This is a genomic window from Mycetohabitans sp. B46, from assembly GCF_037389205.1.
Lineage (GTDB): Bacteria > Pseudomonadota > Gammaproteobacteria > Burkholderiales > Burkholderiaceae > Mycetohabitans.
The window spans coordinates 213,138-227,266 of sequence record NZ_JADBGL010000005.1 but is presented as its reverse complement, the minus strand read 5'-3'; the positions used below and the strand labels follow the sequence as shown (position 1 = coordinate 227,266).

At 63.2% G+C, this 14,129-nt stretch carries 12 protein-coding genes and 1 pseudogene; 9 read left to right on the top strand and 4 right to left on the bottom strand.

The genetic code is table 11. The features are described from left to right. Window positions 1–521 precede the first annotated feature (521 nt). A complete protein-coding gene (locus IHE30_RS07775) occupies window positions 522–785 on the bottom strand; it encodes a hypothetical protein (protein ID WP_337689788.1) in 264 nt (87 codons plus the stop codon). Window positions 786–1,100: 315 nt separating this feature from the next. Between IHE30_RS07775 and IHE30_RS07770 the strand changes: the two genes are divergently transcribed. Together IHE30_RS07770 and corA are read left to right on the top strand one after the other, a co-directional pair. After that, window positions 1,101–1,442: an enoyl-CoA hydratase-related protein gene (locus IHE30_RS07770; protein WP_443193623.1), complete on the top strand. Its 342-nt coding sequence runs from the start codon at window positions 1,101–1,103 to the stop codon at window positions 1,440–1,442. Window positions 1,443–1,604: 162 nt separating this feature from the next. After that, on the top strand, window positions 1,605–2,582 hold the full coding sequence (corA, locus tag IHE30_RS07765) for a magnesium/cobalt transporter CorA (protein ID WP_337689787.1): 978 nt from the start codon (window positions 1,605–1,607) through the stop codon (window positions 2,580–2,582). A 28-nt stretch (window positions 2,583–2,610) separates the two neighbouring features. Here the strand turns inward: corA and IHE30_RS07760 are convergent, their stop codons facing one another. Beyond that, window positions 2,611–3,324: an MgtC/SapB family protein gene (locus IHE30_RS07760; RefSeq protein WP_337689786.1), complete on the bottom strand. Its 714-nt coding sequence runs from the start codon at window positions 3,322–3,324 to the stop codon at window positions 2,611–2,613. A gap of 75 nt (window positions 3,325–3,399) precedes the next feature. Between IHE30_RS07760 and IHE30_RS07755 the strand changes: the two genes are divergently transcribed. From IHE30_RS07755 to IHE30_RS07735, 5 genes are all read left to right on the top strand, one after another. Next, window positions 3,400–3,573 carry a sugar-binding domain-containing protein gene (locus IHE30_RS07755; RefSeq protein ID WP_443193622.1) on the top strand — a complete coding sequence of 58 codons (174 nt, stop codon included), beginning with the start codon at window positions 3,400–3,402 and terminating at the stop codon, window positions 3,571–3,573. 186 nt (window positions 3,574–3,759) lie between these two features. After that, complete coding sequence (locus IHE30_RS07750; protein WP_337689785.1) at window positions 3,760–4,947, top strand: hypothetical protein; 1,188 nt, start codon at window positions 3,760–3,762, stop codon at window positions 4,945–4,947. Window positions 4,948–5,155: 208 nt separating this feature from the next. Further along, the gene (locus IHE30_RS07745; protein ID WP_337689784.1) at window positions 5,156–5,968 is read left to right on the top strand and encodes an ABC transporter substrate-binding protein; all 813 of its coding nucleotides are present in this window, start codon (window positions 5,156–5,158) and stop codon (window positions 5,966–5,968) included. Window positions 5,969–5,989: 21 nt separating this feature from the next. Beyond that, window positions 5,990–6,700 carry an amino acid ABC transporter permease gene (locus tag IHE30_RS07740; RefSeq protein WP_443193621.1) on the top strand — a complete coding sequence of 237 codons (711 nt, stop codon included), beginning with the start codon at window positions 5,990–5,992 and terminating at the stop codon, window positions 6,698–6,700. A gap of 2 nt (window positions 6,701–6,702) precedes the next feature. Next, the gene (locus tag IHE30_RS07735) at window positions 6,703–7,392 is read left to right on the top strand and encodes an amino acid ABC transporter permease (protein WP_337689782.1); all 690 of its coding nucleotides are present in this window, start codon (window positions 6,703–6,705) and stop codon (window positions 7,390–7,392) included. Window positions 7,393–7,460: 68 nt separating this feature from the next. Here the strand turns inward: IHE30_RS07735 and IHE30_RS07730 are convergent, their stop codons facing one another. After that, a complete protein-coding gene (locus tag IHE30_RS07730) occupies window positions 7,461–8,105 on the bottom strand; it encodes an IMPACT family protein (RefSeq protein WP_337689816.1) in 645 nt (214 codons plus the stop codon). 96 nt (window positions 8,106–8,201) lie between these two features. Between IHE30_RS07730 and IHE30_RS07725 the strand changes: the two genes are divergently transcribed. Beyond that, the gene (locus tag IHE30_RS07725; protein WP_337689781.1) at window positions 8,202–8,474 is read left to right on the top strand and encodes a hypothetical protein; all 273 of its coding nucleotides are present in this window, start codon (window positions 8,202–8,204) and stop codon (window positions 8,472–8,474) included. 311 nt (window positions 8,475–8,785) lie between these two features. Beyond that, window positions 8,786–11,245 (top strand): hybrid sensor histidine kinase/response regulator, encoded by a 2,460-nt coding sequence (locus tag IHE30_RS07720; protein WP_337689780.1) that lies wholly within the window; start codon window positions 8,786–8,788, stop codon window positions 11,243–11,245. 107 nt (window positions 11,246–11,352) lie between these two features. On the opposite strand, the pseudogene ligD reads toward IHE30_RS07720, so the two are convergent. Beyond that, a pseudogene (gene ligD / locus IHE30_RS07715) lies at window positions 11,353–14,020 on the bottom strand (DNA ligase D). Window positions 14,021–14,129 lie beyond the last annotated feature (109 nt).

Here is a 14,129-nt window from a genome sequence, read left to right as displayed (position 1 = left end):
CTCGCTAGTCGCGTGCCGCCGCGTTCGTGTGCCCGAGGGCGGCGGTGCACGGCGGTCGCGCCAGCGGCGCATGTGGGGCGCGCTGGCTACGACGGTGCAAAGTGCCGCAAGAGTTCGAAAGTGCATCTGGCGGTCGATACACTGGGATAGTGGGCGCTCCACGTTCAAGCACTGCTCGATGTCGGTGTTGACGATGTCGTGTCCGGGTCCGTCGATCTACGCGTACTGGCGTTACGAATACGTTTTGCGTCGTGCGGCATCACGCGCGGGCATAGCGGCGACGAAGGAGATCTTCTTGCGTGTCCGACGTACCACTTGGTTCGCCGCTCATGCGCCGTGGCGCTGGAAGAACGCCGGCCGAGCCTGACGCTTCGGAATTCTCCCGCGCATGGCTGCTGTTTGCGCGCTTAGGTGGTATCCCGATTGCCGTCGTAGAAACCGGCCCGACTGGGCGGTCAAGCGGCCCATGCTCGTGTAAGCGATGTCTATATTGACCACACAGCCGGCCGGTGCCTGTGAGGTTATGCTTGCTGCGTGTCGGGGTGAGCCGTGTGGTAGGTGTCGATCATCCCCTTGATCTTGGCTGCAAGCTCATTGCTATTGCCGAAGAATGGTGAAAACATATTGGCGCCGCCGACGCCCTTAGTGTCGCAGAACTGCCTGAGAGTCTCGAGCTGTTTTGCATCATCTGCCGACATGGTTTTTGGGTCTAGCGCCGTTAGACGGTCAATATTGCTCCTGTCCATAGGAGTGTTGCCAACGGTACCGCCGATAAACATAGACATCTTAACGCCCTCCTTTAAGTACATGAGTACTCGGCTAGCTTTCAGCCACCGAGCAGCACAACGATGCCATGCTGAACCGGGTGGAGTTCGGTGATCACGAAGCAACACACTGCAACACGAACTCAGGCTCGCGTCGTTGCGCGGGTATGGGTGTCAAACACCGACCGCTATGGGTTGCGCAAATTATGGGCTCACGACAATAGAGCGGTGCGCGATTGACGGCCGCGTGGGAAACCCGCCACAATAGGTGTTTCCGGACCCGCAAGGAGCGGGCCACAAGCGAACGCGATACGTTCCGGTGTGACCCATGACGCCATGAGCCAAATGTCGCGGCACGGCGTACCGAAGGCGGTCGGGCCGGTCCAGGTCGAGCACGGTGCGTATGCCTTGCGTGGTGTGGTCCGAGCGACGATGAATCGGCCTAATGCCTACGACGCGCTGTCCGACGCGATGCTGGATGCGCTGCAGCAGTCGTTCGACGCGCTTGCGCGCACGCCGGCACGCGTAATGGTGTTGCAAGGCGCCGGTAAGGCGTTTTGCGCGGGCCACGACCTCAAGGAAATGCGCGCGCAGCCGCCGCACGGGGTGGCCCTCGGCAAGGACCTGTTTTACCGGCAGGCCGGGATGGGTGTCGATGCCCGGCCTATCACAGGATAGAGGGAGCCGCGCTGGACGGCGTCTAGGTGTTCATCGACAAACGCGGCCCGCGACATTGACCGGCTCATCGGGCGCGGCGGCGACGCTTGCATCGCATCAGGGGCCTCGCCGTCTTGCGCCAACTGGCTTATCCTTCGGCGGTTGCAAAAAGCGGAGACACCGATGCTGATCAATTGCGCTGCATACCACGATGGTCGCAAGATGGGCGACATCCCGGTGAGTGACATTAGCGAATACGTCGCGAAACCGGACTGTTTTGTCTGGGTGGCGCTGAAAGACCCCGATCCCGAGGAACTGGCGCAGATGGCACACGAATTCGGCTTGCACGAGCTGGCGGTCGAGGACGCACGCCACGGTCATCAACGGCCGAAGATCGAAGAGTATGGCGCGTCGCTGTTCGCTGTGCTGCACACGGTCGAGCAAACGTCAGACAAAGAATTGGAAGTCGGCGAGGTGGCGGTCTTTGTCGGCGCAAACTATGTGTTGACCATTCGTGCCGGCAGCAAACAGGGTTTCCAGGACGTGCGTGCCCGTTGCGAGCGCGACGTGCATTTGTTGCGGCACGGCTCGGCTTTCGTGCTGTACGCACTGATCGACAGCGTGGTGGACCGCTATTTTCCTGTCGTCGAAGCATTGATCGACGAGTCGGAGATCGTCGAGGACCGGATCTTCGAGAATAAGGGCACTGCGGCCTCGCGTGACGTGGTTGAGGACCTGTATTCGCTCAAGCGCCGTTTCGTGCGGCTGCATCACCACGTCGCGCCTTTGCTGGAGGCGGTGGGGAAGTTGCAGGGTGGCCGCGTCCCGGCGCTGTGCGCCGGCATGGAGGCGTACTTCCGGGACGTCTATGATCATTTAGTGCGCATCGACAAGCTGATCGAGGGCCGCCGCGAGATGATCTCGACCGCGATCCAGGTGAACCTAGGCATGATCTCGCTGGCTGAAAGCGAGACGACTAAGCGGCTCGGCGCATTCGCCGCGTTGTTCGCCAGTCCGACGATGATTGCGGGGATCTACGGGATGAATTTCCAGAGCATACCGGAGCTGCATTGGCAGTATGGCTATCCGGCGTGTCTGGCGGTCATGCTGGCGGTCGATGCGGTATTGTGGTGGCGATTTAGAAAGGCAGGCTGGCTTTAACCCAGCAGCGTGATGCCCCGCGCGCGGGCTATGACGGAACGACTTCACGTACGTGGTGCACACCCTGCATCTGCTTGAGCCGGCGCACAATGGTCGCGAATTCCGGATCGGTGACCCGCGAGAACGCGATCGTCACATCATCGATGTCGCCGCCGTCTTCCTGTTGCTGCACGATGAAGCGCTTGATGCGCTCGCTGCCCGGGCCAAGCACCTCCGACAAGGTATCGATCGACAACGCACCGCGGTTGGCGACGAGCCGAACTTCGCGGCGGAGCTTGGTCGCGATGAAGCGTCGCTCGAGCGGCTTCACGCCAACCAGGATCACCAAGATGATCGCCGTCGCGGCGCTGGACGCGACGTACAGTCCGCCGCCTACGGCCAGCCCGACGCCAGCCACGGTCCACAGGCTCGCCGCGGTCGTTAGCCCCCGGATGACTTCTCCGCGCAGTAGGATCGAGCCGGCACCAAGAAACCCGATGCCGGACACCACCTGGGCTGCGACCCGTGACGGATCCAGCACCACGCCTTCCTTGCCTTGCACCTGTGTGAAGCCGTACGTCGACACGATCATGATCAGGGCAGAGCCAACGCAGACCAGCATGTGGGTGCGCAGTCCGGCTGCCCACTGCAGCCGTTCCCGTTCGATGCCGATCACGCTGCCGAGCGCCGCTGCCATCAGCAGTCGCCCGACCAACTCTAGGTTGTTGACCGGGCCAGCTATTCCAATCAGAGTCCAGTTCATTGCATGCTTCCGGTGTGGGGCTGCGCCGGTGCAGGGCGCCGACGCAGCAGCCAAAATGCAAGATTACTAAAAATTTTGACGTTCGCCGATCCCGAATCGCCCGACTTGCCGCCGCAACGATTGACGATTGCCTTCGCCAGCGGCGACCGCAAGCACGATGCGGTGGTGGCGGCATTGCGCGGTAGCGGGTTGCCTGGGTTGATAACCGATGAACAGTATGCAAAGGCGACGCTGGTCGGCGACGCATAGGCTGACCGCGACGATCCCTGTGACGTGCCCCGTCGCAGTTCGGGCGGTGCTGTGATACGGCCGCGCATTCGTGTCAGATGATGCCGGTTCGCGTCCGGTGATGTTTGCCGGTGCAGCGGCGCCGCACAATTCGAGCCCTCGTGCGGGAGCCAAGCCAGTCTCCCGTTGCTGTAGGATGGACCGAGTGTGGAAACGAGAAGAATTTCATGGGCCAACGCCGTCGCCGCGACGTCGAGCCAGGAAACGGCGGCGACGCAGGCGATGGCCATAGCCGCCCTGCCTTCGGCCCGCGACGCTGGACGCTTCGCGAGTTTGGACCGCGGCGCCGACGTCCCGGTGGCGCCGCGGGGCCTGCGCGACGATGAGCGCAACGACTTTGCGCCACCCATCAATCGGAATGGACAAGTGTGGATGTCGCGCGAGTGGTACCGTAAGCCAAAACGGCTTGTGTGCCGGCATTTGTCGCTGGCCTATATGCTGGATCGCGGCTCATTCCTGGAGGCGGCGCAAGGCGACGACAGCTTGCGCGAGTATGCGTCAGCAAATCGGCAAAGAATATTCAACGAGCAGGCGTTTCGCGACGTGATACGCAACGGCGTATGCATCGAAAAGCGTCAGTTTGCGGGCATGGTCGGCGGCGTGTTCGCTGAAATGAGGCGCATCGGCCGCACGCAGTACGCTGCGCTTTGCCTGGCGTCGCCGCTCGTCGGAGGAGGGCCCGGGCATGCGACCGCGTTGTGGTGGGAGATCGTTCCCGTCGCCGCCGGCGAGATGGATGGCGCTGCTCGGCACGCCGACGATGATCGCGAGCACGGCAGACGCGCGCAGGCAAGCGTGCAGTGCTATGTCTATTGCTATGATCCCAACCAGACCGGCACGGAGTCGAGGATCTGTTTCCGCGGCGATCACGGGCGGCAGAGCCGGACAAGCAGGGTGACGCCTGGCGGCTCTTCCGGCAGCGATACGGGTAAATCTTTCGCTGATTACTTTGAGGACCTTTTCCCCGACAACCCGATGATTGCGCTGGCCGCGCCCGACGCACGACTGCTGAAGGCCGGCCGCAGCAGCGCGGGCGCGATGCCCGAGATCCACGGTCAGTCTGCCGATCAGTGGGCGCGCGTGCTGGACCTTGCCATCGCGAGCGGCGACGTCGCGTTCCTGCAAGGGTGCGGTCCACGACTGGCCGAAGAGGCATCTTCGTGGAGCGCAGAACAGCGGTTGCACTTGCTCAAACAAATACGCGATATCCAATCGTCCCCGTTGTTCGGTATCGAGCATGCTCCGCGCATCAACAGTGTCCGGTATCATGCAGCCCTGCAAATGCATCCAGAGCTGCGAGCCGCGGTCAAGCGCATCAAGAACGCACTCAAGTGACTGACTGCGGCAATGGGGTGGCTGGCGCGCCCGGGCGCACGCTGCATCGCCGCATGGCGTGGCTGAAAACCCGCGTGGGCATTATTCTGGGGTGTTCTATGCTGTGCAGCATTTATTGGTTTGAGAATCGTCCTGTCGATGTTATGTTAAGCGACCTTGCGTTACTGGCCTGGTGCACGCGCCGCTCAATCCTAAGGGTTTACAAGATATGAAATCGACAGTGTTCTCCACGCTGCTGGCCGGCTTGCTGATCGTCGCGGCCGGCGTCGCCCACGCTGACCGGCTTGATGACATCAAGAAGGCGGGCGTGTTGCGGGTGGCGACGTTCGACAGCAATCCGCCATTCGGCTTCGTTGATGCGAAGACGCATCACATCGTCGGCTTGGACGTCGATTACGCCAAAGCTCTGGCTGATAAGCTCGGTGTGAAGCTCGAGTTGCGGTCGACTAATCCGGCGAATCGGATTCCGTTCCTCACGTCCAGAAAGGTTGATCTTGTGTTGGCAAACTTCACGATCACCGAGGAGCGCGCCAAGCAAGTGGACTTTAGTATTCCATATTTCTCTTCCGGCCAGCAGTTCCTTGCCAAGAAGGGCACGCTCAAGTCGGCCGAGCAGCTCAACGGTCTGCGGATCGGCGCGGACAAGGGCACGACCAACGAAATTACGCTGCGCGAGAAATTCCCCCAGGCCACTGTTGTCGCGTACGACGACACGCCGTTTGCGTTCGCCGCGCTTCGAGCCGGCAACGTGCAGGCGATCACGCAGGACGGTCCTAAGCTGGTTGGCCTGCTCGCCAACGTGCCCGACAAGCAGCACTACGAAATCCCGGCCTTCATGATTTCTAACGACTATATGGGCGTGGGTATGCCGAAGGGCGAGACGCGGCTGATCGCGTTCGTCAACGATACGCTGCGCGGGCTGGAGAAGGAGGGCACGGCCGAACAAATCTACAATCGCTGGTTTGGCCCGCACACGAGCACGCCGCTGCCGCGCCTGTTCAAGATCGGCGACAAGGTCTGAGCCGTGCCGCAGGAGTGGGTCTTGGCGCCGAAGTACGTCGGCTGGCTGCTGCAGGGTTTGGGGGTCACATTGGCGCTAGCGGCGACGGTGATCGTCGCCGCCACGGCGAGCGGCTTCGCGCTGGCGATGGCGCATAGCGCCGATGCGCGGCTAGTGCGTCGCGCTGCCGCGGCCTACGTGCTGGTGTTTCGCAATTCGCCGTTACTGGTGCAACTGATGTTCTGGTATTTCGGCGCGGCGACATTGCTGCCGGATGGGCTGATGCAGTGGCTGAACGCGCCGCATGCGATCCAGTTCGGTGCATTGTCGCTACGCTGGCCGCCATTCGAATTTGTCGCCGGTTGGCTCGGGCTGACGTTCTACTCGTGCGCATTCGTGGGCGAGGAGTTTCGCGCCGGCCTGCGAGGCGTGTCCGGCGGACAACGTCAGGCTGCCGCCGCGCTCGGGCTGACACGCTGGCAGGCGTTCTGCCATGTCGTGCTGCCGCAGGCGGCCCGCAACGCGATGCCGCCGTTATTCGGCCAATACATGAACATCGTGAAGAACTCGTCGTTGACGATGGCGATCGGCCTAGCCGAGCTTTCATATGCGTGTCGCCAGGTCGAGACCGAGACGTTCAAGACGTTTGCCGCATTCGGCGTGGCGACGGCGCTATATATCGGCACGATCGCAGTGATCGAGGCGCTCGCGCACGTGGTGCAGCGGCGTCACCCGGCTGCCCGCGCGGGGTGACGATGGACGTCTCGATCCTGTTGGACAATCTACCGTACTTGCTAGTCGGCACATTCCCGAACGGGCCGCTTGGCGGCGTGGCATTGACGCTGGTGCTCGCGCTGACGTCGGCCTTCGCCTCCGGCGTGCTTGGGCTCGCCGGAGGCGTCGCATTGGCGGTGACGCGCGGTGTCGTTCATACGGTGCTGCTCGCGGTGCTCGGGTTCTTCCGCGCGATTCCCGTGTTGATGCTGATATTTTGGACATATTTTTTGTTGCCCATCGTGCTGCATATCGATGCGCCCGGTCAACTGACCGTCGTCTGTGCGCTGTCGCTGATCGGCGGCGCCTACCTGTCGCATGCGGTGCATGCGGGCATCCGCGCGGTGGGTACCGCTCAACTGCAGGCCGGGCTGTCGCTGGGTTTCACACGGATGCAGGCGCTGCGCTTCGTGGTGCTGCCGCAGGCGTTGCGGATCATGGCACCATCGTTCATTAACCAGTGGGTGTCGCTAATCAAGGATACGTCGCTGGCGTACATCGTTGGCGTGCCGGAATTGTCGTTGCTCGCCACGCAGGTCAATAATCGGTTGATGGTCTATCCAGCGCAGATTTTCGCGCTGGTCGCCTTCATCTATGTACTGATCTGCACTGCATTCGATGCGCTTGCGTCGCGGCTGATCGCCGTGGCGACGCCGCGGCCGTTACGCTGATCACGGTGCAACGACACGACGACACGACGACGACGCAAAATGCGACGAGCGAATGCCGTAAGCGTGCTTTAGTGCGGCGCGAGCGCGGCACGCCCATGGGTGAGGTCGAGCAATGCTTGCTGGACAGCGTCCAGTGTATCCTGCGGCAACACGAGGGTCAGCGTGACACGCATGCCATGCTGGCTATCGGCGAGCACATGGCCTTGCTGCGCAATCCAGTGTCGGATACGTGCCTCATCCGCATAGTCTGCGTCAATGGTCAAATTTTTCTGGGCGATGCGTTCGATGCGCTGCGCGTGCTGCAGCGCTGTTGCAACCGCGTCCGTGTATGCGCGCACGAGTCCGCCCGCACCAAGCTTGATGCCGCCGTAGTAGCGCACCACCGTCGCGAGCACGCCGTCCAGGTCGTGATGGCGCAGCACCTCCAGCATCGGGCGGCCCGCGGTGCCGGACGGCTCGCCGTCATCGGACATGCCGGACTGGCCGCCGGCGAGTAGCGCCCAGCAAACGTGCGTCGCATTCGGGTGGACGCTGCGCAGGCGATGGACTTCGGCCATCGCAGTATCGCGGTTTTCGACTGGCACGACGGCGCTGACAAAGCGGCTCTTGCGAATATCCCGTTCCGCGTGGACGGCAGAGGCGAGCGTGTAGGTCGGCAATTGACAGGACTTCCAGAGACGGGCTAGGTTCGCCAGCAGCCGTGCCGACGACATGGCGGCCGGCTGCCGTTTGGCTATCATACCCGATGAACTCCATGAAGGCGGCAGCCACCGGCGCACTCGATCGCGCCGGTGGCTGCCGAATGGTTCATGATTCGAAGGGCGTTGACCGCGACGCGGCTACAGCAGGAGTTCGAGTGCCGACTCCACCGGCTTTATCACATCGCCGACGACGGCGTGAAGATCCGCGTGCCGCGGCCGCGCGTGCAACCGCCCGACGCATCCGGATGCGACTGGACGCTCAGACACTTCAGCAACGCGGCCGGCTACAAGAAAGACATTGCCGCGGTGCTGGCGGCGATGCGGGCGAAGTCTAACCTGGCGGGTGAGGTGGCACGTCCGGACGACCCATTCGACACGTAGCCCCTCGCTGTCGCGCCCTGTATGCCGGAGCACGTCGGGTGGTGTGCGGCGCATTGTTTGATATTCATCGTTGCCGCTTGCCAATAAGACAAGTGCGGCGGCGGATTTTTTAAAGCGCTGGTCCGTAACCTGCTGTAAGCGGGTGCAAGGGCGCCGCGCTGGGATAGAATAAGTCAGATCGGCTGTTGGCTGTCGCGCGATGGGCCACGCGCCGGCCGCGCGCAGAGCGGTGCGCGCGATGCCGTGTTGCGCGGTTTCGATGTACGATTTGCCACGCTGTAATCGAGCCTATTGCGAAGAGCCATGTGCCGATGACCAACCGCGGACCTGCCCTCAACAGCCTGACGTCCATCTGGCCGATGTTGTGGGTTGAAACGATTGCCGACTACGCGATATTTGCGTTGTCACCGGATGGCCGCATACTGAGCTGGAATGCCGGTGGCGAGCGTATCTACGGGTACACCCGTGAGCAAGCCCTGGAGCGCATGCTCGACGACCTGTATCCGGACCAGGATCGCCGGGCCGGCACGCCCGTGGCCGCGCTGCGCACGGCGGCGCGCGACGGCCGTTACGAGAGTGAGGGATGGCGCGTGCGCCGCGACGGTACGATGTTCTGGGGCAGCGTCGTGATGACGCCGCTGCATGGCGCGCACGGCCAGCTACTCGGCTTTGGCAAGATCGTGCGCGACATGAGCGACAAGAAGAAAGTGCACGATGTGGCGATGGAGAGCGAGCGGCGCTTCCGGCTACTCGTTCAGGGCGTGACCGACTATGCGATCTTCATGCTGTCGCCACAGGGCATTGTCACGAACTGGAACCAAGGCGCGCGACGCATCAAGGGCTACCAGGCCGAGGAGATCATCGGCTCGCATTTTTCCCGCTTCTACACGCCGCAAGAGGCTGCCGCCGGGGTGCCGCAACGCGGCCTCGAAGTGGCGGCGCGCGAAGGTCGCTGGGAGTCGGAAGGCTGGCGCGTGCGGCGCGACGGCTCACGTTTTTGGGCGCATGTGGTGATCGATGCCATCCGCGACGATGATGGCGAGTTGATCGGCTTTGCCAAGATCACGCGCGATATCACGGAGCGACGCGAGGCGGCCCAAGCGCTGGAGGAAACCCGCACCGCGCTGTTCCAGTCGCAGAAAATGGAGGCGATCGGCAAGCTGACCGGCGGTGTCGCGCATGACTTCAACAATGTGCTGCAGGTGCTGCGTGGCAACCTCGAGTTGCTCGAGAATCGCCATGGCAGCGATGCGTGGAGCCGTGAGCGTCTCGGTAAGGCCATCGACGCGGTGAACCGTGGAGCCAAGCTGGCTGCTCAATTGCTAGCGCTGGGCCGTCAGCAGCCGCTCAAGCCCCGGGTCGTCAATCTCAGCGGTGTGCTGCACGGCATGGACGACCTGCTGCGACGCGTGCTGGGCGAGACAATCCATATCGAGACGACGGTGATCGACGGGCTCTGGAACACGCTGGTGGACAGCCATCAGCTCGAAAACGTGCTCCTGAATCTGGCCATCAACGCCCGCGATGCGATGCCCGACGGAGGCCGGCTAGTGCTGACGCTAGCCAATGCGGTGCTCGGCCCGCAACCGGTGGCCGGCATTCCGGATTTGCGCCCTGGTGAGTATGTGACGTTGGCGGTCACCGATACTGGCACTGGCATGCCGCCCAGCGTGATCGAGCGGGCGTTTGATCCATTTTTCACCACTAAGCCGGAAGGGCAGGGCACGGGGCTGGGCTTGAGCATGGCGTACGGCTTCGTGAAGCAAAGCGGCGGGCATATCCTGATCCGTAGCGAGCCGGGACGGGGCACGACCGTGCGCATCTACCTACCGCGCTCCACGGCACCGGCCGATACGGTGCGGGTGCCGCCGAGTGCGGCACCGCAGGGCGGCCACGAGACGATCCTAGTGGTCGAGGACGACCAGGCGGTGCAGGCCACCGTGGCCGAGACGTTGATGGGACTCGGCTACCGGGTGCTGCGCGCGGACAACGCAGATCAGGCACTGGCATTGATCCGCAGCGGCGTGCATGTCGACGTACTGCTTTCGGATGTGGTGATGCCGGGTTCGATCCGCAGCCCCGAGCTTGCGCGCGCTGCGCTGCGCTTGCGGCCGCGGTTGAAGATCGTGTTCACGTCCGGCTACACCAAGGACGCGATCGAGGACAATGCGCGGCTGGACAACAGCATCGATCTGCTGCGCAAGCCATACAGCCGTGAGCAGTTGGCGGCGCGTTTGCGCGCCGTACTTGGCAACTACGACGTGTCCGTTGCCACGGGCCGGGCCCACTCGCTGATGCCGGCTTCGAGCGATGCGGTTGCTGCGCCCCGCCGTGCCCCGCAGCCCGCAAAACGCGTTGACCAGCCGTTGCAGGGGGTGGCCAGTGCGCGCCAGTTCCCGGCGCTGGACGACCCGGCCGCGCGTGCCGAGCGCTTGCGCATCCTGCTGGTCGACGACAACGCGGCGGCGACCGAGGCGGTGCGGGAAATCCTGTCGATGCAGGGGCATGTGACGATCGCGGCGGGCACGGCGGAGGAGGCGCTGGACGCGATTCGGCGCGACCAGTTTGACATATTGCTCACGGATATCATGCTGCCTGGCATGTCGGGGATCGAATTGGCCCAACGCTCGGTCGACGTGCAGCGCAGTCTGCGCGTGATCTTCACTTCTGGCAACGATGTTCCGTGCGATTGCGATCTGGGTTTCGCCTGGGAAGCGTTGCGCAAACCGTACACTGTGGAGCAGTTGTGCGCGGTACTGGGACGGCCATGACCTTCGCGTGCCACGCGCGGTGACATGCACGCCGCGCAGGCGTGCGTCGATGCTCAGCAGAGTGGCGCGTACACCAGCGCTGGCTTGTCGATAAGCGGCGCCGCGGATCAAGCGAATCGCTTCATGCCGATTCGCTCGCGCATCTGCGCGGTGATCGTCTGCCGTACGCGGGCGTAGCCGTGCCACGGATCGGTATCCTGTTCGGCGAGACGGTGGTGAAGGTTGGCGATCGTCCATTGGTTGGCGCGCTTCAGTGACGTGAGTTCGTCACGCCGGATTGGGACCGAAACAGGCAACTGCTCTCGGGCACGGACCGCGTATGGCGCGATCGTCGTCGCGCCTTGGCCGTTGCGTAGATAGTCGATGAAAATACGACCGATCCGGTTCCTCGGGCCGGATACCGCCGAGAATCGGTCCGGCAGCTGTCGCGCCATATGCTGGACAAGCGCTTGCGTGAACTCTTTCACGTCTGCCCATCCCTGCGACGGCGTCAACGGCACCACCAGATGAATCCCCTTGCCGCCGCTTGTTTTCAAAAATGATTTTAGGCCAAGTTCGTCCAGCACGGCCAGTGTGAGTTGTGTCGCTTCGATCATTCGTTTCCACGGTAGCGCCGGGTCGGGATCGAGGTCTAGTACAAAGCGGTCGGGCTGGTCGAGCCGCGCGGTGGTTGCGTTCCATGTATGCAACTCGATGGCGCCCATCTGTGCCGTCCCCACGAGCGCTTGCGCGCTGTCGATCGTCATCACAGGCTGGCCCGCGCAGGTCTTGTCCAACGTGTGGATATGGGGAATCGGCAGCTTGCCGGCGCTCTTCTGAAAGAATAACTCGCCCGTGATGCCGTCTGGCGCGCGCACCAGCGCCACGGGGCGCGATTTCAGGTGCGGCAGCATTCGCGACGCGATCAATGCGTAATATTCCACGAGTTCGCGCTTGGTCGTCGCGCTGGCTGAATCGATAATGCGCTGCGGATGCGTAATCCGGACGCTGCGGACCATCTCCGTCTCCGTCTCGGCGCGTGCGTGGGGTGGTGCATCGGCCGGCGGGCTGGCCCGCGCGCGACCGCGACGTGCGGGGACCGTGGCCGCAACGGAGTCGGCCGGCACTACGTGTTCTGGCCGAATGTCGCTGGCTGGCTTATCGGTGCGCAATCCGCGAAAGACGGCATGACGGATGATGCCCTCGCGCGTCATCTCTGCGTAGGCCACCTCGGCAAGCCATTCAGGTCGGGTCCAGTGCACGCCCGTTGCCTCGCGTCTGCTCGGCAGGTTGTCCAACGTGGCATGTCTTGTGCGCAGCAGGTCTAGCTGTCCGCGCACGGATTGCAGCGTCGCTTCGCTGAATCCGGCGCCGACTTTGCCCGCGTATCGCAGTGCGCCGGTATCGGGATCGTGTAGGCCGAGCAGCAATGCGCCGAATGCCTGCCGGCTGCCTTTCGGCTCGGTGTAGCCGACCACGACGAACTCCTGCCGGTGCTTGCATTTGAGCTTGATCCAGTCGGTGGTGCGGCGCGACGCGTACAGGCTGCCAGCTTGCTTGCCGATCACGCCTTCGAGCTGGATGTCACATGCGCTGTCGAGCATCGACTCCGGTGACTCATCGAAATCGCGCGACAGCCGCAGCACGTCGCCTTCATGGTGCTCGAGCAGCGCAGTCAGCGCGGCGCGGCTCCAGCGGCACGTTGCGCAGATCCATGCCATTCAAGTAAGGCACGTCAAACAAATAATAGACAATCTTGTTGCTGCGCCGCGCATCGAACGCGTTTTGCAATGACTGGAAGTTGGGCAGTCCCGCTTCGTCGAGGACTACCACTTCGCCGTCCAACCATGCCGAGTCGAGTCCCAGACGGCCCAGCGCCTCGGCTTGGCGCGGCATCTTAGAGGTCCAGTCGTTGCCGTTGCGGGTGAACAGTTTGACCTCATCGCCGTCGATCCGCGCCAGGATCCGATAACCATCAAACTTAATTTCATACCGCCAGTGGCCGGCCGGAGCGGCGTCCACCAGCGTCGCGAGCGCCGGTTTGAGCGCTTTGGGCAGCGGTGCGGCGCGTGCACCGTCCAGCGCGGGCCAGCGGGACCCACGCCGGTTCTGTGTCGTGACGGGCTTGCGCAGGGGGACGTGCGCCGACGCGTCGCTTGCCGTTCCAGGTTGCCGTTGGCGCGCCGCCTGACGCGTCGCAGGGTGTCGGGCCGATGTCGCGAGCCGGAGAATGCGCTCGCTGAGCACGCTGTCCGGTAGCGCTTGCACAATATCGTACTCGGATTGCGGGCGCGCATCGTTGTCGTCCGATTTGATCAGCAGCCATTGCTCTTGCTTGCCTTTCAGCCGGGTGCGTACAAGATGCTAGCGGCCGGCGAGCTTTTCGCCGTCAAGGCGGAAGGTCAGTCGGCCTTTTCGGTAGGCCTCGGCGGGATCGCCGTCCGGCACCCAGACGCCGCGGTCCCATACGATCACGTCGCCCGCGCCATAGTGGCCTTCTGGGATATGGCCTTCGAACGCCGCATAGTCGAGCGGGTGATCCTCCACCTGGATCGCGATGCGCTTGACATGCGGGTCCAGGCTAGGCCCCTTCGGGACCGCCCAGCTTTTCAACGTGCCATCCAACTCGAGGCGTAAGTCGTAGTGCAACCGCGTCGCGTCGTGCTTCTGCACGCAGAACTGCAATGCATGATTGGCGCGCTCCTGTTGTGCCGGGGGCTTGCCTGTTTGCATCGGCGGCTCTGGGGTGGTGTCGAAGTCGCGCTTACGCGTGTATTCATCTCGTGCCTTTCGCATCATGGTCTCCGTTCGTGCGTCGAGCTTGCGTGTCGCGCTTGGGGGGGCCGGCCCGCCGTCTGCGTCCCTATCCCATCGCAATTCGACCCAGGTCGGCGCATAGTCGCTT